This is a genomic window from Streptomyces sp. NPDC002577 (assembly GCF_053594815.1).
In genome coordinates this window covers 154,436-174,977 of sequence record NZ_JBSFWK010000008.1, presented here as the reverse complement: position 1 = coordinate 174,977, position 20,542 = coordinate 154,436, and the positions used below count along the sequence as shown (strand labels likewise).

Genomic DNA, 20,542 nt, shown 5'->3' with positions numbered 1-20,542 from the left:
GTCTCTGGACGCTGCCGCCGGTTCTCGACCGGTGGCTCGACTTCCTCCGCCCTACGTCGTTTTGGGCTTCGCCGGCACGCACAGCCATGCGAGGCCTGCGGCGGTCAGGTAGGCGAGCGCGCCGATGGCCATGCTGGTGCGCAGCCCGGCGTTGTAGTCGGCGGCAGTGGCGAGCAGGCTGCCGCCGAGCGCTACGCCGGTGGCGCTGCCGATCTGGCGGGTGGTGTTGAACAGAGCGGAAGCGGCCCCTGAGTACTCCGGAGGTGCGGCACCCATCACGGTGGCGGTCGATCCGGTGAGGGCGAAGGAGGTACCGAACCCCGCGGCCATCATCGGTGCCACCAGCAGCGGGTACGCGGGGTCGGCACCCGCCGCGGCCCAGCCGGTCAGTCCCAGGGCAGCCAGGAGCATGCCGGAGACCACCAGCGGACGATCGCCGGTGCGGCGGGTCAGCCGCCCGGACAGGACGGAGGCGAACATGGTCATCGCCACCGCCGGGAACAGCGCCAGCCCGGTGCCGAGAGCGCTGAAGCCGCGCTGGTGCTGGAATTCCAGGCTGGCGGTGAACACCATGCCGTAGAAGCCGAAGTTGAACAGCAGGCCGATGACGGCTCCGCCGCTCATCGCACGAGAGCGCAGCACGCTCAGCGGAAGGGCAGGAGACCGGGCCAGCCGCTCGCGTGCGGCGAACGCCGCGGCGGCCAGCACGGCCAGGCCCACCCCGGCGAGGACAGCCGGATCGGACCAGCCCCGCCGTCCGGCCTCGTTGAGCGCCGCGGTCAGCAGCGCCACCGCCGCCACGACCGCGCACTGCGCCGGCCAGTCCAGGGCCCGGTCGGCGCGCCGGGGCGACCGTGCCACATGCCGCAGCGTCAGCACCAGGCAGGCCGCACCGACGGGCAGATTGATGAGGAACACCCAGCGCCAGCCCACCGTGGAGACGAGCAGCCCGCCGAGCAGCGGCCCGGCAGAGGCCGCGATGCCCGCCATCGAACCCCACAGTCCGAAGGCCCGCGAGCGTGCGGCCGGCGCCGGGTAGGCCTGCTGGAGCAGGGCCAGGGAGCCGGGCACGATCAGCGCCGCGCCGAGCCCCTCCACCAGCCGGGCCGCAACCAGGAAGAGGGCGCTCGGCGCGAGCGCGCACGCGGCCGAGGACACAGTGAACACCGCGACGCCCGAGCAGAAGACCCGACGGTTGCCCAGCCGGTCGCCCAGCGCGCCACCGGTGAGCAGGAACCCGGCGAAGACCAGGGTGTACCCATCGGTGATCCACTGGATGCCGGTGAGCGAGGCCGACAGTTCCCGGCCGATCACCGGCACGGCGACGTTGATGACCGTCACATCCAGGATCACCATGAAGTACCCGGCGCACACCGCCAGCAGCGGCGCCAACGACCGTCGCCCGGACTCCGGGGCAGGCTCAGCAGAGGGCGTGGACTCGCCGCTACCGGCCGACTCCGCGAACGCCACGGCCCCAACTCCATCCCGTCCGCGGAGGCCCTCCACCAAAAGCCACAGTAAGGGACATACGCTCCACATTGCGGGAGCCAGGCTCCGCACATCGCCTGCGCTGGTGCTTTGTGCGCGGGCGCCGTCTTGGGCGTCGTTCCTCAATTCCGTTGACGTCGACGTACGCCTTCGCCTACAACGTGGGGCTCCGGATCTTACGGCGCCGGCCTGCTCACGGGCCCCGCTGATGACCCCACACAGGATTGGAGGGTCAGGCCGTGAGGTGGCCTCGAGCCCGGCACGGCGCCGCCTGGGCGCTTCCGGTGGCGCTTGCGGTCGACGCCATCGGCACCGGGCTCTGTCTCCCGCTGTCCATGGTCTACTTCCTCACCGTCACCGACCTGTCGGAGGCCGGCGTCGGTCTGCTGCTGACCGCCGCCACCGCCTGCTCGCTCCTGCTGCCGCTGCTCGTCGGGCGGATCGTCGACCGCATCGGACCGCGGCCGGTGGTGATCGCGGGGCAGTTGGCGCAGGCCGCCGGGTTCTTCCTGTACCTGGGGGTGGCCGGTCCGGTGTCGCTGTTCCTCGCGGCGCTGGTCGAGGCGGTGGGGCTGCGGGTGTACTGGTCGTCGGTCTTCGCGCTGATCGCCGAGCAGGCGGACGGGGAGGCCAGGGACCAGTGGTTCGCCCGGGCGGGCATGATCCGGGCGGCCGGAACCGGCGTGGGCACGGTGCTCGCGGGCGGGCTGCTCGCGCTCGCCTCGCAGCACGCGTACCGGGGAATGGTGCTGGCGGATGCGATCTCCTTCGTCGTCGCGGCGATGACCGTCGGGCTGTTCGTACGTGGTGCACGGCGGCCGGCCGACGGGCCTGACGGGGAATCCTCGGACGGGGTACGGCAGTTGCTGCGCAACCGGCCGTATCTGGGGCTGATCGGCGTGAACGTTCTGTTCAACATCTGCACGGTCTTCCTCGCCGTGGCGATACCGGTCTACGTGATCCGCGGGCTGCACGCGCCGGGCTGGGCGGTCGGCGCCTTCCTCGCGATCACCACGGCGGTCGTGGCCACCTGTACGGCCGAGGTCACCCGCCGCTCCCGGCGACGCATGTCCCGGGGCAGCGCGATGGCCTGGAGCGGCCGGCTGTGGGCGGCCTGGTGCGTGGCCGCCGCCATGGCGGTGCTGCTGCCGCGGGGTCCGCTGGTGGTCGGCTACCTGGCGTTGGTGATGCTGTTGTGGGCGGCGGCGGAGATGCTGCACGGGCCGGCCTCGAACGCGCTCTCCGTGGAAGCGGCGCCGGAGGGGCTGCGCGGGACCTATCTGGCGGCGTTCCAGTACTCGTTCGCGACGGCGGACATGGTGACGCCCGGCCTGTTCGGCGTCCTGTACGGAGTGAACCGGGTGCTGCCGTGGGTGGTCGTGGGCTGCCTGGCGCTGACGGCAGGCATGGCGATCCGGCCTCTGGAGCGGCGCTTGGCGGGCGACGGAGCGGCGGGCGGCTCCCCCGCACGCACTTCCGGTACGCCGCCTGCGAGACGGACCATCGCCTGCTGACAGCAATCCGGCCCACCGGCTGCGGTGAGCCGCACCCGGTGGTCGATCGCTTCCGGGCATGAGTGGCAGTCCCCCGGCGCCACGTCGTCCCCCAGTCAGTCGGCGAATGAGGCACGCTGCTGAGGGGATGAGACCTGCTTCGCGACAGGTTGGTGGCCGAAGCGGGCCTCCGCCCAGGGAAGTCCGGACACCTCTGCATCCGGTCGCCGTTGGGCGGCTGTGCGCGGGGGTGCCGGGTCGATGGTGACGTCGTCTTCGCCCACGCGCCCGAGCCACGCCCGCAGTGCCGCGCTGAGCTCGTCGGCGACGGTTCGGTGGGAGGTCAGGCCTGCGAGATTGTCCAGCTCATATGGGTCGGAGTGCAGGTCGTACAGTTCCGTCTCCACATAGCGGGTCGCCGCGGGCTCGTTCCAGGCGTCCGCCTCCGGTGCGGCGACCGCGTACTTCCAGCGGTCCGTCCGTACAGCTCGGCCGACGTGGTCCTCGCTGATCTGGACATAGACCTCGGCGGGGCGGCCGGGGTCGGTGCCGCCGCCGGTCAGGGGCAGGAAGGAGCGGCCCTGCACACCGTCCGGTACCGGGATGCCGGCGGCTTCCAGCAGGGTGGGGAGCAGGTCGACGGTGCTGACGGGATGGCGGATACGGCCTCCGCCCGTGAACCCGGGGCCGGTCAGTGCCAGGGGAACGCGTACGGACGCCTCGTGGGCGGAGCGCTTGTATTCGCTGTTGCGGGTGCGGAAGTGCGAGCCGTGGTCGGCTGTCCAGGCGAGGACTGTGTCATCCGCGATGCCGAGGCTGCGCAGGGCGTCGCGCAGCCGGCCGACGCCCTCGTCGACGCGTTTGATCTGCCCGAGATAGCCGCCCAGGTGGCGGTACGCGCCGCCCTGGGGGGCGTTCGGGCTCAGGGCCGCCAGATCCGGGGGGAGCCAACGGCCCTGATAGCGCTCTCGATACCCCTCGGGTGCGGGGTAGTCGTCCGTGGCGTTCTGGTGGTGCGGTTCCAGCAGGGACAGGAACAGCAGGAACGGCCGGTCGTGATGGTCCGCCATGAACCGGATCGCGGCGTCGATCAGGGCGTCGGAACGGTAGCCGGGCAGCCGCACCGGCTCCCCGGCGCCGTCGTACACAACCGTGCGGTACGCGTCCGAGGTGAACTCCAGCCGGTCGGAGGCCAGCCATTCCTGGTAGCCGGCGCGGCGCTCGGGTGGCACCGGGCCGTCCGGCTGGTCCGCGCCGGCCAGGTGCCACTTGCCGATGTAGCCCGTCACGTACCCCGCCTCCGCGAAGGCCCCCGCCAGCGTGGGGATGTCCGACGGCAGCGGAAGGCCGTTGCGGAACACTCCCGTCGCCGTCGGGTACCGCCCCGTCTGCAGGGACGCGCGTGCCGGCGCGCACACGGGGTTGGGCGTGATCGCCTGTTCCACGTGTGTGCCCTCACGGGCGATCCGGTCGAACTCCAGGGTCACGTCGGCCGGATTGCCGTGCACCCCCGTGGTGTCCCACCGCTGCTGGTCGGTGAGTACGACGACCACTGAGGGTCGCCCGGACCGGGAGGGCGGGTGGGGCGGGGTACGGACGGTCATCGGGTCAGGCCTCCGCGAGGGCGCCGTCGGTGGAGGCGCCCGACGCGATCCCGTAGGAGGGCTCCGGCACCGACTCCGGGGAGAGCAGCACCGAGCGGCGGCCGTCCACACCGACAGGCACGTCGCCGTCGATGGTGACGCGGCGCAGGGTGCGCTCGTGGTCGTCGGAGTCGTCCACACCATAGTGCTGGGTGGCGCGGTTGTCCCAGATGGCGACGTCCCCGCCACGCCACTGCCAGCGGACCGTGTTCTCCGGGCGCTCGATGTGCGACTGCAGGATGTCGATCAGGGCGCGGGAATCGCGGCCGTTGAAGCCGGTGAGCTTCTGCAGGAAGTTGCCGAGGAGCAGGGTGCGCTCACCGGTCTCCGGGTGGACGCGCACCACGGGGTGCTCGGTCTGGAACTTGGTCGAGGTGAACACCTTGCGGTACTGCTTCAGCGCCTCGGCGGTGGCGTTCGGGCGTACGGCTGCGTAGTCGTAGTCGTTGGTGTGGACGCCGCGCAGGCTGTCGGCCAGCACCCGCAGCGGCTCGGGGAGTTCGGCGTAGGCGGTGACGGTGTTGGACCACAGGGTGTTGCCGCCGTACGGCGGGATGACCTCGGCTCGGAGGATGGAGAAGGCGGGGTAGGCGGGGACGAAGGTGACGTCGGTGTGCCACTGGTTGGCGCGGCCGCCGTGATCGCTGTCGATGCCGAGGGCGTAGCGGCCGTCGACGGAGGGCACGGTGGGATGGGCGACCGGGGCGCCGAGGAGGCGGGCGAACGCCTCGTGGCTGTCTGCGTCGAGGTGCTGCTGGTCGCGGAAGAAGACAACCTTGTGTTCGAGGATTGCGGCACGTACGGCGGCCACGGTGGCCTCGTCCAGGTCGCCGCCCAGGCGGACTCCGGAGATCACGGCGCCGATGCGGCCGCCGACCTTCTGGACGCTGAGAGGAGTGGTCTCCGCGATCGGAGCGGCGGGTGTGGTGGTCGTCATGGGAAGGTCCCTTCACCAGAGTGGGTGTTAGTTGCTTTCGGAGCGGAAGGAAATAAGGGCAGGTGAGAGCATCGTTCTGATGTGCACAAGGTGAGACAGCACGCGGCGCACAACGCACGAGGCGAACGCAGCCGGAACGGAAGGAGCCGTGTCAGCGGCGGGGACACGCCGCCGAGGCGAGGCGCCCCAGGTCGACGTGGAGCCGCGTCACGAGAGGAGTCGTCGCGGTCATGCCTACGATCATGGTCACGCCTCGGGGAGGCCGTCAAGGTGCCTCCGGCTCGCTTCATGGTCCTGCAACACGACCGCCACAGTGGCCGTGCTCATGGCCGCGACAGTTCGCCAAACGCCCCACAGAGCGGGCATCTTGAGTTCCCCCTCACCCGCTCACGCCGCCTCAACACCTGTGAAAGGACCGTCATGCACACCCCGTCCGATACGCGGCCGGCGCCGCATGCCACCGCACCGGGTACCCGCACCTCAGGTGACGGCCGCCGCGAGGCCAACGCCGCCGCCGTTCTGCGCACCGTGCTCGACCACGGTCCGGTGGCCCGCAGCGGCATCGCCAAGTTGTCCGGGCTGAGCCCGGCGGCCGTCTCCCGGCAGTGCACCGACCTGGCGCGGCTGGGGCTGATCAGGGAGATGCCCGACCTCGTGGCGTCGAGCGGCGTGGGCAGACCTCAGATCCCGGTCGATCTGCACGCCGGTGCGGACGGCGGGCCGCTGACGGCGGGAGTGCACATCGGAGTGCCGTATTCGACGTTCGGTCTGACGGATCTGCGCGGCACGGTCCTGGCCAGGCGGACGTTTCGGCACGACGGGATCGCGGCCTCCGCGCTGCCGGAGGAGGTGGGACGGGCGCTGGCCGCGTTCGTCGCCGAGCATGCACCGGCCGGATCCAGGGTCCTCGGGGTCGGCGCGGCCATCGGCGGGTGGGTGGACCCGGAGACCGCGACAGTCGTCCGGCACGACGCCCTCGGCTGGCACCAGCGCCCGCTGGGGGCAGAGCTCCAGCGGCACACCGGACTGCCGGTACGGGTCGACAACCACGCACGCGCCGTCGCACAGTCCGAGCTGCTCTTCGGCCGACCGGCCGCGCGGCGCTCACTGGTCCATCTGTTCATCGGCAACGTGGTGGACGCGGCGCTGGCCATCGCCGGGGTGGTGCACCGCGGACCGGGGTCCGGCGCGGGCGACGTGGCCCATCTGCCGGTGCCGGACAGTGCTGTGGAGTGCCCGTGCGGGCGGACCGGCTGCCTGGAGGCGACCGTCTCCGACACGGTGCTCACCGGGCGCGCCGTGGCGGCGGGCATCATCCCGGAGCCCAGTGCCGCGCTGCTGGTGGACGCCGCGGCGACCGGGGATCGCCGCGCCGATGCGCTGCTGAGGGAGCGGGCGCGCGCGGTGGGCCGGGCGACCGGGCTCCTGCTCGACGTACTCAACCCCGACCTGGTGATGGTCACCGAGCACTCGAGCGTGCTCAACCCGGAGTATCTGGAGGAGATCCGGACGTCCGCGACCACTCACTCACACGTCTGCGACGACCCTGAGCGGATCGTGGTCCCACATGCCGGACCCGCCACCATTCTCGTGGCAGCCGCCACCGTGATGCTGAATCCCCTGTTCAAAAGCCCGCTGCAAGCTTTGGGTAACACTGCCGCAATGGTCCTGTCACCCTGACAAGTCGCTGTAATCTGCAGGCTGTTGACCCTCAGCGACGACCGCTGACATCCTGCTCACGTGAACCCGGACCCGTACCTCGTCTCCCGCCGGCACGTCGACCTGTGTCGACAGGCCAGCGCGGTCTGTGCCGTCCGCCGCTGATTCACTGCTGACGTACCGGGCGCGTCCGACCGCCTGGAGTCTTTCCCACGGGCCTTCCGTCGAGCCTACTTTCCCGTACGCGCGCCACTGATCGTGCCGTTCTGCGGCGAGCCGCGTACGGGCAATTACTTCCTGTCGAAGCGAAATGAATGGGCTTCCACCATGCGTACACCTCCTCCTCCCCTGCCTCTGGATCAGCTGTCCCGGCGCAGCGCTCTGCGTGCCGCAGGCGCCGGCGCTCTGCTGCTCGGAACGGGCGGCGGACTCGCCGGCTGTCGCTCGGCCGTCGACACGGGCGAGAAGGTGGGCGGACCGAAGCGCGGCGGATCGCTGACCATCGGCATCAGCGTTGATTTCACGCCCGCCCTGCTGTTCACGCAGAGCGGGCAGTCGCTGCAGCATCGGCTGATCTACAACACCCTCATCCGCTACGACGACAAGCTCAAGCCGCAACCGGAGCTGGCCAGTTCCTGGGAGTACGCCGCCGACGGCCGGAGCATCACACTCAAGCTCCGCGACGACGTGACCTACCACGACGGCCGCACGTTCACCGCCGACGACGTCATCTTCGCCGTTCAGAACCTGCAGAAGCCCGAGCGCTCGGCCCAGTTGGCGGCCACGGCCAGAGCGGTGAGCGGCTTCGAGAAGCGCGGCGACCATGAGCTGGTGGTGAAGCTGGCTCATCCGGTGAGCAATCTCTTCGATCTCTTCGAATTCATGATCATCACCGACCGGCACACTGTCGACGACGCCGTGAAGGGCAAGAAGCTCAACGGCACCGGCCCGTTCCGGCTCAAGAAGTGGCAGCCGGGGACGGGGCTCAGCCTGACCCGCAACGACACGTACTGGATACCGGAGCGCCCCTATCTGGACGCCGTCGAACTGCGCGTCTACACCCAGCCCGACGCGCTGCTGTCCGCGCTCCGCTCGGGCCAAGCTCAGCTCTCGTACAGCGCGTCGGGCAAGTATCTCGCCACGCTCAAGGGCAGTGGTGACTTCACGATCAAGCAGTACGCCACCGGCAGCGGCGCCGTGTACGTGGGCGCGACCGTCGACGACTCCCCGGCCGACTCCAAGGCCTTCCGGCACGCCATCGCCTGGGCCGTGGACCGGGACCGGATCGTCGAGCAGGCCCTGGGCGGCTACGGTCTCGCCTCCGCCGCGCCCTGGCCCAAGTCCTCGCCCGCCTACAGCGAGGCCAATCGCACCCACTACACGTACGACCCGGGCAAGGCCCGCGAGCTGCTGAAGTCCTCCGGTGTGTCGACGAAGCAGACCCTGAGGCTGGGCCACCCCAATGTGGGGGTCTACACGGCCGTAGCCGAGATCGTGCAGTACGACCTCGAGCAGATCGGCATCAAGACCGAGTTGCAGCCCTTCGACTCCGCCGCGTTCCAGAAGAAGCTGATCTCGGGCACCATGCCGACGCTCTGGGTCAACGGCCATGCCTTCGCCCAGGTGCAGCCGTCCACGCTGGCCGTGAGCGCGTACCCCTTCAACGAGGCCAAGAACACCTCGCACTTCCACTCCGCCGAGTACACGGAGTTGGTCCAGGACGCCTGGCGGCAGAAGGACGCCGGCGGAGCGAAGGCACGCGCTCTCTACCAGAAGATCTCCGACCTGCTGCTCGACGAGGCGTTCATCATCGATCTCGCCGTCCTCGGCTCGGTGCAGGTGGCCGCCAAGAAGCTGCGGGGGCCCGCGCTCAACAAGTTCTCGTACCTCAATCTCGACGACGCCTACCTGGTGTGACCATGCGCGGCTATCTCCTCAAGCGGATCCCCTCCGCGCTCCTCGTTCTGGTCCTCGCCTCCCTCCTGATCTTCGCCATCCTGCGGCTGGTCCCCGGCGACGCCGCGGAATCGCTCGCGGGGCCCGACGCCTCCCAGGCGTCCGTCGACGCCATCCGCCATCAACTCGGCCTCGATCAGCCGTGGTTCACGCAGTACGCCACGTGGATCGGCGATCTGCTCCACGGCGACCTCGGCCCGTCGTACTCCATCGGCGGGCAGGTCGCCGGTCTGATCGGCGACGGGATCGGCGCCACCGCCGAACTCGCCCTGGGCGCACTCTTCTTCACCGTGGTCATCGGCCTGCTGCTCGGCGTGCTCGGTGCCACCTCGCGGCGGCGCCCGGTGCGGGCGGCGGTACGGGCGCTCACCACCGCGGCGCTCGCGGTGCCGCCGTTCGTCACGGGCGTGCTGCTGGTGCTGCTCTTCGCGGTCGGGCTCGGTGTGCTGCCGTCCGGCGGACGGGTGGGGCTGCTGGAGGCGCCCGATCTGGAGGTTCAGTATCTGCTGCTGCCCTCGCTCTGCCTCGCCCTTCCCAGCGCCGCCGTGCTGGGCCGCTACCTCAAGGACGGCCTGGAGCGCGCCCTCGGTGAGGACTACATCCGCACCGCCACCGCGGCCGGGGTCTCCCGGCGCAGGCTGCTGTGGCGGCACGCCATGCCGAACGCCCTGCCGCCCGTCGTCACCCTGCTCGGCATGCAGACCGGCCATCTCCTCGGCGGCGCCGTCCTGATCGAGGCCATCTTCGCCTGGCCGGGGCTCGGCCAGCTCGCCGAACAGGGGCTGTCCCGCCGCGACTACCCGGTCGTCCAGGACCTGCTGCTGCTCCTGGTCGCGGTCTTCGTACTGGTCCAGCTGCTGACGGACCTCCTCTATGTCCTGCTCGACCCGCGCATCAGGTGGGAGTGATCGCCGCCATGACCACGCTCTTGCTCACCGAGAGGCGGAAGCGGCCCGCCGGGGCCTCCCGCCGGCCGCGCCACCCATACCTCGCCGCCCTCGGCACCGTACGCGGCCGCGTCGGACTGGCCCTGGTCGGCCTGGTCGTCCTCGCCGGGCTGCTCGCACCGCTGCTCAGCGCCCAGAGCCCGACCGCCCAGAGCGGCGGGGCACTCCTGGCCCCCGGCAGCCCGGGGCATCTCCTGGGCACCGACGATCTGGGCCGGGATCTGCTGAGCCGGGTGCTGTACGGCATCCGTACGGATCTGGCGGTGATCGCGCTCGCCGTTCCGCTGGGCGCCCTGCTGGGCTGCGCGTTCGCGTTGCTCGCCGCGGTGCACCCGGTCCTGGACACGGCGGTACAGCGGCTCTTCGACCTGGTGCTGGCCTTTCCGGGCCTGATCCTGGCACTCGCCATCACGGCCGTACTGGGGCCGGGCCGGCTGCCGGTGATCGTCGTGATCGCGCTCGCCGAGGTGCCGGTCTTCGGACGGCAGCTGCGTGCCGGGATCCTCATCCAGCGCGAACGGGAGTACGCGGTGGCCGCGCGGGTCGGCGGTACCGGCCGGGCCCGGCTGCTGATCCGGCACATCCTGCCCAACTGCGCCGACCCGCTGGTGGTACAGATCGCCGTCTCCCTCACGGTGGCGGTCTTCATCGAGGGGGCGATGAGCTTCCTCGGCGTCGGCGTCCGACCGCCCGAGCCGACGCTCGGCAGCATGCTCAGTCAGGCACTGCCCTACCTCGCCCAGGCCTCGCACTTCGCCGCCGGCCCTCTGCTCACCGTCACCTTGCTCGTCCTCGGTCTGTCGCTGCTGTCCGAGGCCCTGAACCGGGAGATCCGTCGATGACACCCCCTCTGCTGGAGGTACGCGGCCTCAGTGTCGACTTCGCCGCGCCCGGCCAAGCCTCCGTGCATGCCGTACGCGATGTGAACTTCACTCTGCGGCGCGGTGAGACCCTCGCCGTGGTCGGCGAGTCCGGCTCCGGGAAGTCGACCACCGCGCTGGCGCTGATGCGCATGCTGCCGGGCACCGGCCGGATCACCGCCGGCTCGATACGCCTGGCAGACACCGATCTGACCGCCGCGCACGAGGACGAGTTGCGCGCTGTGCGCGGAGCCCGGATCGGGATGATCTTCCAGGACCCGATGACCTCCCTCAACCCCGTCCTGTCGATCCGCAGCCAGCTGGACGAGGTGCTGCGCGCCCACAGCCAGGGCGACCGCGCCGCCCGCCGGGCCCGCGCCGAAGAGCTGCTGGACCTGGTCGGCATCCCCGACCCGCGGCGCCGCCTGGACGACCATCCGCACCAGTTCTCCGGCGGCCAGCGCCAGCGCATCCTCATCGCGATGGCACTGGCGGGCGGGCCGGACGTCCTGCTGGCCGACGAACCGACCACCGCGCTCGACGCGACGGTGCAGGAGCAGATCCTGCAGCTGCTGACGAAGCTCAACGAGGAGACCGGCACAGCGCTGGTCCTCATCACCCACAACATGGGCGTCGTCGCCCGCACCTGCGCCCGCGTCCTGGTCATGTACGGCGGGACGGTCGTCGAGGACGGCCCCACGGCCGAGGTCCTCACCCGCCCCCGCCACCCGTACACCGCGGGACTCCTCGCCGCCGTGCCCCGCCTGTCCTCGCCCTCCGGCACCCGCCTCACCGGCATCCCCGGCTCCCCGCCCGACCTGTCGCTGCCGCTGGCCGGCTGCGCGTTCGCGGCGCGGTGCGCGCTCGCCGACGAGCAGTGCGTGCGCTCGAAGCCGGTACTGGAGGCGGCCGGGGACGGCAGCCGGGTGGCGTGCTGGCACCCGGACCGGCTGGATGCCACGGCATCACTGTCGCCTGTGCGTGCCGTGTCGCCCCGTGCGACCGTGTCGGCGCGCGTCGAGGCCGAGCCCGGCCCTGTGGATGGCTTGCCCGCGGCAGGCCTGTTGCTGGAGGCGTCCGGCCTGCGCAAGGAGTTCAAGGGGCGCGGCAGGGCGGGCCGCCGCGATCCGCTGGTCGCTGTCGACGATGTCTCGCTGCGTCTGCACGCCGGTGAAACCCTCGGGGTCGTCGGCGAGTCCGGCTCGGGCAAGTCCACCCTGGCCCGGGTCCTCGCCCACGTGCACCCGGCCGACGGCGGCACGCTCAGCCTGCGCGGCGAGGACGTGACACGCCCCTCCCGTACCGCCCTGCGGGCCGTGCGCCGCCAGGTGCAGATGGTCTTCCAGGACCCGTACGCCTCCCTCAACCCGCGCATGACGGTGGGCGACATCGTCGGCGAGCCCCTCCTCGTCCACGGCATCCACCGGGACCGGGCCGGCCGCGAGCAGCGGGTCGCCGAACTCCTGGAGCTCGTCGGCCTCGACCCGGAGGCGGCCCACCGCCTCCCCCGGTCCTTCTCCGGCGGCCAGCGCCAGCGCATCGGCATCGCCCGCGCCCTGGCCCCCGAGCCCTCGGTCCTGATCTGCGACGAGCCCGTTTCCGCACTCGACGTCTCGGTTCAGGCGCAGATCGTCAACCTGCTGTCCGACCTGCAGCGCGACCTCGGCCTCGCCCTGCTGTTCATCGCCCACGACCTGGCCGTCGTACGGCAGGTCAGCCACCGTATCGCGGTCATGCACCGCGGGCGGATCGTCGAGACGGGACCCGCGGACAAGCTGTGCGAGTCCCCGCAGCACCCCTACACCGCGGCGCTCCTGGCCGCCGCACCCGACCCCGTCCCGACGCGAGCCCTGGGAGCGTCGGCCGCATGACCCTCTCTGTCGAGCTCGGACTCGGCCCTGCGACGTCCCGGCCCCTACTACCGCGACGGCCACAAGCTCGTCACACCGCACCGGCCGGGCGCACCCTACGAAGTACGTGCGGGCCACCCGGCTCAGCCTTCCCCGACAACCGGGTTGCGCAGCGTCCCGATCCCGGAGATCTCGACCTCCACCACGTCGCCGGGCTGCAGGAACACCGGCGGCTCGCGGAACAGGCCGACACCGCCCGGGGTGCCGGTGACGATGACGTCGCCGGCGGCCAGCGGGGTGAACGTGGAGATGTAGGCGAGCAGTTCCGGGATGGAGAAGATCAGGTCGGCGACGGACGCCGACTGACGGACCTCTCCGTTCACCCGGGACACCAGGTGCAGATCCGAGACGTCGTCCACCTCGTCCGCGGTCACCAGCGCGGGCCCGAAGCCGCCCGTGCCGGGGAAGGTCTTCCCCGTCACCCACTGACCGGAGTGCCGCTGCCAGTCCCGGGCGCTACCGTCCTGGTAGCAGGAGTAGCCGGCGATGTGCGCGAAGGCGTCCTCGGCCCGGATGCGCCGCCCGCCCTTGCCGATGACGACGGCGAGCTCGCCCTCGTAGTCGAAGGCCTCCGTCTCGGCCGGCCGCACCAGCGGCTGTTCATGGCCGACCTGGGAGTCGGCGTACCGCGGGAAGACCGTCGGGAAGGCGGTCTCCGGACGCGAGGTCTCCTCGCGGTGGGTGCGGTAGTTGACACCGGCACACAGGATCTTCGCCGGGTCCGGGACCGGCGGCAGCAGCTCGACGTCGGCAAGCTTCACATCGCCACTGCGGCCTTCCGTCACGGCCCGGACCCGCTCCAGCGCCCCCGCCGCCAGAACATCGCGCACCGAGCCGAGCTCGCCGCCCAGCAGGGGACCGCAGTCGACGAGGGCGCCACCGTCCTCGGTGAGCCGTCCGAAACCTGTATGCCCGTCGTGGCGGAAGGTGACCAAGCGCATCGCTGCCTCCGTAGTACGTCGTCACTTACGTCATCGCTTACGGGATCGTTTTTAGAAGATAAGAATCGATTCGTCAACGGGGAAACGTTTTAAAGTTCTACAGTCGTCTCCGGCTAGACTGAGCGCATGGCGAAGCGCGGCACAGCGGTGACACTGAACGAGGACATCTACCGGCGCATCCGCGGCGACATCCTGGCCGGGCGGTTCCACCCGGGAGACAAGCTCAGTCCCGCCGAGCTGCGGGAACGGTTCGGGGTCAGCCTCGGGGTCATCCGGGAGGCGCTGACGAAGCTGGCCGAGCAGAAGCTCGTGACCGCGCGCGGGGGCCAGGGCTTCAGCGTGGTCACCATCTCCCCCGAGGAGCTCAGCGACCTGACCCTGGTCCGGGTCGACCTGGAGACCAGGGCGGTACGACTGGCCGTCGAGCGCGGGGATCTGTCCTGGGAGAGCGAGGTCGTCTCGGCCCACCACCGTCTGGCGCGCACGCCACTGCGTGACGCCACCGATCCGGACTGCACCGGCGAGGAATGGGCAGCGGCGCACTCAGCGTTCCACGAGGCGCTGATCAGCGCCTGCCAGGTACCCCTTCTACTCGACTTCTGTCACGCCCTGCGCGACGCCACCGAGCTCTACCGGCGCTGGTCGGGACCGGCCGCCGCCAAGCTGACAGCCAAGCGCGACGTCGCCGGCGAACACCTGGCGATCATGGAAGCCGCAGTGGCCCGGGATGCAGACCTCGCCGCCGAACTGCTGGCCGAGCACTACCGGCGTACCCAGCAACTGCTCCTGGCAGACGGCTTCACGCACCCCCAGCCGACCGACAAGGCCGCACCCCGCTCCGCGCGGTGAGCTTCGGCTCGCGGTCTGGCGTCAGCAGGTCTGGCGGAGGTAGCCGCTCGCGCCCTTGGGCACGACTGACTGGTCGCGGCGGACGATACTCAGCGTGCTGCTCCAGCCGGAGCACGCTTGCGACAGGCCCTTCGCCGTGTACTCGACGACGAGCACGTTGTTGTCGAACGCCTCTGCGAACTCGCCGCACTCATTCCACTGGCCACACTCCTCCACCACGGCGAAGTCCAGGCCCACGGACGCACGGTCGGGCGCGAGCTCAACGGTGTTCTTCTGGGCGATGGCCAGGCGCTTCTCATGGGCGTGCACCGACAGCAGTTTCATGAGCGCCTTGGCCTCGTTGGCCGAGAGGTATTTCGGGAAGCGGGTGAAGGTGTCGTAGTTGTCAGGCTCGACAGCCTTGTAGCCCCTGGTCGCGCACTCGTCGATCCAGGTGTTCAACTTGGCGGCGATCCGCTGCCGCTTGACGTCCGTGCGGATGTCCAGGACCGCCTCGTTCCAGTCCTTGTCATAGACGACGTCCCCGTTGGCGTCACGGAGCAGCAGGTCGGAGTCCCACTCCCCCTCCTCGCCCTCCTGCGCCTGGAAAGCGTTGATATTGCAGATGTTGTACACCCCCCGTGCGGGCGTGTCCTCATGGCTGCGACTGACCACCTGCACACCGGTCGGCAGGGCATACGCGCCGCCGATCTGGTAGTCCCACCTCACATGCTTCGGCGGTAGCGTCACCGTGGGGGCAGACGCGGACGCGGAGGCAGACGCGGACGCGCTGGGCGACTTGGATGTGTCGTTCTGGTCCGACCCGGTTCTCAGTGCCGTGATGCTCAGCCCGGTGACGGCCAGGGCCGCAGCCACGCTGACGAGGACGATCCGCCCTCGACGTCCGTGACCGCTTCGAGTCGTGTCCGTTCCGCCCTTCCTTCCGGCGGCGGCCATGCCTCGTGGAGCGGAGCGCCGTCGGGATACCTGACGGCTGGTTTCCGCCGAGTCGGCCACTCCCGGCGCGGCCGGCGCGGGAGAATCCGGCAGCGTCTGGAGCATATGGTGCAGTTCGGCGAGTTCGGGCCGGGCGCCCGGGTCCTTGTCCAGGCAGCGTTCGGCGATGCTCCGGAGCGGTTCGGCGACTCCGTCCAGGACCGGCGCCTCGTACATCACCTGATAGCCGGTCAAGTACGGGCTGCTCCCGTCGAACGGGCGGTTGCCGGTGGCCGCGTACACCAGCAGCGACCCCAGCGAGAAGATGTCCGAGGCCGCGGTGACATCCCGCGGCGCGGTGAACTGCTCCGGAGACATGAAGGGCGGGGTGCCGATCAGCCGCCCGGTCACGGTGAGGGCCTCGTTGTCCACGGCGTGCGAGATGCCGAAGTCGATGACGCGGGGGCCATCCTCGGCCATCAAGACGTTGCTCGGCTTCAGATCACGGTGCACCACGCCCACCCGGTGGATGTCCCGCAGCGCCTCGACTAGGCCCAGCGCGAGTACGCGCAATTCGCGTCCGCGCAGCGGGCCGGCCTGGGCCACGACGTCCGACAGCGTGCGGCCCGGCACATAGAGTGTCGCCATCCACGGCTGTTCGGCGTCGGGATCGGCGTCCACCACAGGGGCCGTGAATGCCCCGCTCACGCGGCGGACCGCCGCGACCTCCTGTCTGAAGCGTGTCCGGAACTCCTCGTCCTGCGCGTACTGCGCGTGCACGACCTTGACCGCGACCCGCCGTCCCGAGGCCGAGTGGCCCAGATAGACGACGCCCATGCCGCCACTACCGAGCCGGTCGACCAGCGCATAGCCGCCTATGGACTCCAGATCGCCGGGGCTCAGCGACATCACCGGTCACCTTTTCCATGTGCCTTGCTTCGAAAAGTTGTTCAGGGGCATCAGACTAGTACTGAAGTCTCTCAGAAGCCGTTGATCTATCGATCAGGGTGCGCTCCGGGTGTCTGGGGAGAAAGCAGGTCCTTCTGTCCAGCGACCGATGCCGCGAAGTCAAGGGTCCGGGCCCGTCTCAAGGGGTCGGGGACGATGAGCTTGCAGGTGTGCGAATCGTCAGGCAGCGGGGCCAGTGCGGCTGAGCACCGGACACTGGTGCAGCGAAACGACGTCCCGCGCCCTGTTGGTGGCGGGCCCCCAGCGCAGCTGACATCGCCGCGTGCTGCTCTGCCGCACTCCTGGTCGTGCACCACCGGCCCTCCCCCGCCAGGCCGAACGTCACTGGTCGCCGGAGCGGGGCGGTGCTGTCATGGGTAAGTGGAGACGGCGTGGACGAGCCGGCAGGGCCGCCGCGGATGCCGGCACGCCGCCCCGTCGCGAAACGCAGGAGGCCGATGCACATGCTGCAGCGCCGCACGGTCGGTGACGTGATGACCGAGGAGGTCATCACCCTCCGTCCCGACACACCGTCCCACGAGATCGCCGCTCTGCTTGATGCAAACGACATCGCCGCTGCCCCGGTCGTCGACGACGACGGCGCGCCCGTCGGCGTCGTGACCTCGTCCGACGTCCTCCGGCACGAGACCGGCATGCCCGATCCACAGGGGCGTGACGGGAACGACGAACGCGCCTGGAGCAAGGCCCGGGCCCGGACCGCGGGCGCACTCATGAGCAGCCCCGCTTTCACCGCCCACGCCGACTGGACGATCCCCCGGGCCGCGCGGGAACTCCGCAGGCGGCACGTCAAGCAGCTCCCGGTGGTCGGCGACGACGGGCTCCTCACCGGCATCGTCAGCCGCAGCGACCTGCTCGACACGTTCATCCGCACCGACGCCGAGATCCGTGGCGAGATCGAGCAGGACGTCCTTGGGCGCATCCTCGGCCTGGAAGAGGGCACCGTCGCCGTCGAGGTCCGCGACGGTGCCATCACCCTGCAGGGTCACGTCCCGCAACCGCGTCTCGTCCCGGTGATCGTGGGCCTGTGCCAGGGCATCGACGGTGTCGTCGCCGTCGAAGCCCACCTCACCGTCCCCCAGGGGGACTAGGACCTGTCGTCACATTCGGGTCACCATCACCGGCACCCAGCTCGCCAGGGCCGATGCCCCGCGCAGGCCAACGGCCGGGGCATCAGCTGGCGCACCGTGTGACCGCAGCCGGCCAAGCTCAGAGGGGCGGCCGTCGCCCACGCGGGCGGCGCTGCCCAGTTCGCACGCGGCTGGCCTCGGGGCGCTCAGTCAAGAACCGCGAGGTGGTCGGCGGCACCCCCGCGCCACTCGACCATGAAAAGGGTGGCGTCATCGCTGGTGCGCCCACCCCGTTCCCTCTTCAGAGTGTGGGAGAGCCTGCGCAGATCCGCCCGCACTCCCTCTGACGGCTCCTCACCCAGGCGGTTGACGCAGCGGATGAGGCGTTCCTCACCGAACGGCTCCCCGCCTGCTACGCGTTCCTCGATGATGCCGTCGGTGTAGCACAGCACCCGGTCGCCCCGCTGGAGCACGTGCTCTCTGACCCGCGGCATCTCACCGCCGAAGCCGACGGGCAACGTCGTCGCGCTCTCCAGCTGCCGCACGACCCGCCCATCGCGGATCAGCAGCGGCGCGGGGTGACCCGCGTTGACCAGCTCCAGCCCACCGGTGGCGATGTTCATGTGCATCAGCTGCGCCGTGACGAAGTGGTCGGGCCCGAACTGCTGGGAGACGGCATCGTCCATGAACACGTACTTCTCGGCCAGGCTGACGAACACGCGCCGGGCATGCCGGTAGGCGCCGATGGCAATGGTCGCCATGGCGGCGGCGTCCAGGCCATGGCCCATCGCGTCGATCACGGCGATGTGCAGGATGTTGTCGTTGAGGGCGTAGTCGAAGCTGTCGCCGGCGACACGGTAGGCGGGCTCCAGGACGCCGGCCACCACGACCTGCGGCACGGACATCGTGAGCGGCGGCAGCAGGCTCCACTGGATCTCCGCGGACACACTCATCGGCTCCCGACGCCGGGCCTGGAAGAACTGGTCCGTGTAGGCGTTCTTCGTGACCAGCATGTCGGCGACCAGGCCGGCGAGCCTGCCCAGCAGGCGCCGGTCGTCGTCGCCTACGGAGTCCAGCGTCAGGGCCATCACACCCACCTGGTCGCTGCCGTCCAGCAGCGGCAGATACACCCGAACGCCACGGGGCTGCGCCACCTCGACGACATCCCCGCGCAGAAAGGCCCGGCCGGCGGGAGAGTCGGCCACCGACTCGGGCTGGCCCACGAGCAGCCTCCTGCCGGGCAGCGGCACCAGCAGCTCCTGCGCGTAATCCTGCAGCAGGATGGAGACATCACGACCGCCGATCCGGGCCACCCCCTCAGCGATCAGCGGGGCGATCAGCTGCGGCGGCAACAGCCGCGCCTTGTCCAGCAGCAGGCCGAGCAGCCGCTCACCGAAACCCTCCGACCGGTCCATGATCTCCTCACCCATCGCCCCGTTCGCCACCTCCTCCCTGCTACAACCCCAGCCGCTTCCTCTCCACAACGTGGCCTGCCGAGCACGTCCAAGTGGATCATTACGCCAATGCCCGGCATGTCGGCCCACGCTTCCCGCGGTGGGACAGCTGAGGTCGGCGCAATTCCCGCTGAATCTGACCGCCGGTGTGCCGTGCGACCGCCCAGCACCCGACTCGGCCGGCGGCTGCCACCACCTCACCGCGTGGATGCGACGTACGCTCCCGGCCCGGCCCGGCTCGTACGATGATCCGATGCGTCAGCTTGACTTGAAGCCGTACTGGAACACCAATGTCGCGCGGCATCCGGGCATCCTGCGCGCTGTCCCCGAAGGGTGCGGCGATGCGCTGGACGTCGGCTGCGGGGATGGGTTGTTGGCGCGCAAGCTTGCGGGGCGGGCGAAGCGCGTCACCGGCATCGACAAGTCGCCGGAGATGATCACCCTCGCCCTTGAGTTCGTTGCCGAGTACCAGGATCTCACTTTCATCGAGGGCGACTTCCTCGCTGCCGATCTCCACGTCGCCGGCTACGACTTCATCTGCTCCGTGACCACCGTCCACCACATGGACTTCGAGGCGGCCCTCACCCGGATGCGTGATCTGCTGCGGCCCGGCGGCACGCTGGTAGTGGTCGGCCTGGCCCGCGAAACGAGCCCAGCGGAGTGGGCTGCGCTGATCGCGGCTGCTCCGGTCGTGCGGATCACGAAGGTGCTGCGCCGTGCACGTGGTCCGGAGGGCATGCCGGTCGCCGATCCGCAGATGAGCTATGGGCAAGTGCGGGCCGCGGCGAAACGGCTGCTGCCTGGTGTGCGCTATCGCCGGCATGTGCTCCGTCGGTACTCGCTGAGCTGGCAGAAACCCGCCCACTGAGCCGGCATCGCAGTCCGGGGCCTCTACCGGTCGCCCAAGAGCCGGTCAGAAGTGGGTGGCTACGCCGAATGCCTGCCGGAGTTGGGCCATGTCGTGACGGTCGTGGTCGGCCGGATCGTACCCCTGATGGAAGTAGACCTGCTGCTCGGGCGAAAGGCATGGGACCGTGGTCCCCTGGACCTTGCCGGTGACGAAGCAGGAGGCGGGATAGGCGAACGGGTGCTCAGGGTCGGGCGATGCCTGCACGGCGGATCCGTCCCCGGCGAAGACCAGAGGGTGCAGATCGATCTCTCTGCCGAGTGGGTCGGTGACGACGAACCGCACGGGGCGCCGGTCGAGAGTCTCGACGAATCCGGCATCCGCGAGAGCCGCCACGACGGCCGGTTCCTGGTTCTTCCGGTGCATCAGGTCCAGGTCGCGGTGCGGGCGGGTCTGCTCACCGACCAACGCGTCGATGCCCCAGCCACCGCCGATCCAGATGTCGAGGCCCGCGTTCCGCAGCACGGCGAGGATGGACAGTACGTCGTCAGCCGTCATCACGCCGCGCACGTTAGTGGTGAACGCACAAGCGCGGCGAGTGGATTTG

General features: G+C 70.3%; 18 protein-coding genes. 10 read left to right on the top strand and 8 right to left on the bottom strand.

The features are described from left to right. Positions 1–51 precede the first annotated feature (51 nt). A complete protein-coding gene (locus tag ACWD4J_RS14470) occupies positions 52–1,470 on the bottom strand; it encodes an MFS transporter (RefSeq protein WP_451395679.1) in 1,419 nt (472 codons plus the stop codon). 257 nt (positions 1,471–1,727) lie between these two features. On the opposite strand from ACWD4J_RS14470, the gene ACWD4J_RS14465 reads away from it, so the two are divergent. Continuing rightward, positions 1,728–3,002 carry an MFS transporter gene (locus tag ACWD4J_RS14465; protein WP_451395678.1) on the top strand — a complete coding sequence of 425 codons (1,275 nt, stop codon included), beginning with the start codon at positions 1,728–1,730 and terminating at the stop codon, positions 3,000–3,002. A 95-nt stretch (positions 3,003–3,097) separates the two neighbouring features. Here the strand turns inward: ACWD4J_RS14465 and ACWD4J_RS14460 are convergent, their stop codons facing one another. From ACWD4J_RS14460 to ACWD4J_RS14450, 3 genes are all read right to left on the bottom strand, one after another. Further along, a complete protein-coding gene (locus ACWD4J_RS14460) occupies positions 3,098–4,585 on the bottom strand; it encodes a sulfatase-like hydrolase/transferase (RefSeq protein WP_451395677.1) in 1,488 nt (495 codons plus the stop codon). Between the two features lie 4 nt (positions 4,586–4,589). After that, a complete protein-coding gene (locus tag ACWD4J_RS14455; RefSeq protein WP_451395676.1) occupies positions 4,590–5,561 on the bottom strand; it encodes a TauD/TfdA dioxygenase family protein in 972 nt (323 codons plus the stop codon). Between the two features lie 151 nt (positions 5,562–5,712). Further along, positions 5,713–5,805: a putative leader peptide gene (locus ACWD4J_RS14450; RefSeq protein ID WP_451395675.1), complete on the bottom strand. Its 93-nt coding sequence runs from the start codon at positions 5,803–5,805 to the stop codon at positions 5,713–5,715. 176 nt (positions 5,806–5,981) lie between these two features. On the opposite strand from ACWD4J_RS14450, the gene ACWD4J_RS14445 reads away from it, so the two are divergent. From ACWD4J_RS14445 to ACWD4J_RS14420, 6 genes are all read left to right on the top strand, one after another. After that, entirely contained in the window at positions 5,982–7,241 is a 1,260-nt protein-coding gene (locus ACWD4J_RS14445) for an ROK family protein (RefSeq protein ID WP_451395674.1), read from the top strand. A 60-nt stretch (positions 7,242–7,301) separates the two neighbouring features. After that, a complete protein-coding gene (locus ACWD4J_RS14440; RefSeq protein ID WP_451395762.1) occupies positions 7,302–7,385 on the top strand; it encodes a putative leader peptide in 84 nt (27 codons plus the stop codon). A 162-nt stretch (positions 7,386–7,547) separates the two neighbouring features. Further along, positions 7,548–9,137, top strand: a complete 1,590-nt coding sequence (locus ACWD4J_RS14435) for an ABC transporter substrate-binding protein (protein ID WP_451395673.1) — start codon at positions 7,548–7,550, stop codon at positions 9,135–9,137. Positions 9,138–9,139: 2 nt separating this feature from the next. Beyond that, on the top strand, positions 9,140–10,084 hold the full coding sequence (locus ACWD4J_RS14430) for an ABC transporter permease (RefSeq protein WP_451395672.1): 945 nt from the start codon (positions 9,140–9,142) through the stop codon (positions 10,082–10,084). Positions 10,085–10,092: 8 nt separating this feature from the next. Beyond that, positions 10,093–10,965, top strand: coding sequence for an ABC transporter permease (locus tag ACWD4J_RS14425; RefSeq protein ID WP_451395671.1), 873 nt, complete (start codon positions 10,093–10,095; stop codon positions 10,963–10,965). After that, positions 10,962–12,854, top strand: coding sequence for an ABC transporter ATP-binding protein (locus ACWD4J_RS14420; protein ID WP_451395670.1), 1,893 nt, complete (start codon positions 10,962–10,964; stop codon positions 12,852–12,854). The genes ACWD4J_RS14425 and ACWD4J_RS14420 overlap by 4 nt, the downstream gene beginning before the upstream one ends. 122 nt (positions 12,855–12,976) lie before the next feature. On the opposite strand, the gene ACWD4J_RS14415 is transcribed toward ACWD4J_RS14420, so the two are convergent. Then, positions 12,977–13,834, bottom strand: a complete 858-nt coding sequence (locus tag ACWD4J_RS14415) for a fumarylacetoacetate hydrolase family protein (RefSeq protein WP_451395669.1) — start codon at positions 13,832–13,834, stop codon at positions 12,977–12,979. 126 nt (positions 13,835–13,960) lie between these two features. On the opposite strand from ACWD4J_RS14415, the gene ACWD4J_RS14410 reads away from it, so the two are divergent. Further along, entirely contained in the window at positions 13,961–14,683 is a 723-nt protein-coding gene (locus tag ACWD4J_RS14410; RefSeq protein WP_451395668.1) for a GntR family transcriptional regulator, read from the top strand. Positions 14,684–14,704: 21 nt separating this feature from the next. Here ACWD4J_RS14410 and ACWD4J_RS14405 read toward each other — a convergent pair whose 3' ends face one another. Next, positions 14,705–16,507 (bottom strand): endo alpha-1,4 polygalactosaminidase, encoded by a 1,803-nt coding sequence (locus tag ACWD4J_RS14405; RefSeq protein ID WP_451395667.1) that lies wholly within the window; start codon positions 16,505–16,507, stop codon positions 14,705–14,707. 497 nt (positions 16,508–17,004) lie between these two features. Between ACWD4J_RS14405 and ACWD4J_RS14400 the strand changes: the two genes are divergently transcribed. After that, the gene (locus ACWD4J_RS14400) at positions 17,005–17,655 is read left to right on the top strand and encodes a CBS domain-containing protein (protein ID WP_451395666.1); all 651 of its coding nucleotides are present in this window, start codon (positions 17,005–17,007) and stop codon (positions 17,653–17,655) included. 185 nt (positions 17,656–17,840) lie between these two features. On the opposite strand, the gene ACWD4J_RS14395 is transcribed toward ACWD4J_RS14400, so the two are convergent. Then, the gene (locus tag ACWD4J_RS14395; RefSeq protein WP_451395665.1) at positions 17,841–19,064 is read right to left on the bottom strand and encodes a PP2C family protein-serine/threonine phosphatase; all 1,224 of its coding nucleotides are present in this window, start codon (positions 19,062–19,064) and stop codon (positions 17,841–17,843) included. Between the two features lie 277 nt (positions 19,065–19,341). On the opposite strand from ACWD4J_RS14395, the gene ACWD4J_RS14390 reads away from it, so the two are divergent. Further along, positions 19,342–19,956: a class I SAM-dependent methyltransferase gene (locus ACWD4J_RS14390; RefSeq protein WP_451395664.1), complete on the top strand. Its 615-nt coding sequence runs from the start codon at positions 19,342–19,344 to the stop codon at positions 19,954–19,956. 45 nt (positions 19,957–20,001) lie between these two features. On the opposite strand, the gene ACWD4J_RS14385 is transcribed toward ACWD4J_RS14390, so the two are convergent. Continuing rightward, positions 20,002–20,493 (bottom strand): nucleotidyltransferase domain-containing protein, encoded by a 492-nt coding sequence (locus tag ACWD4J_RS14385; protein ID WP_451395761.1) that lies wholly within the window; start codon positions 20,491–20,493, stop codon positions 20,002–20,004. Between the last annotated feature and the right edge of the window lie 49 nt (positions 20,494–20,542).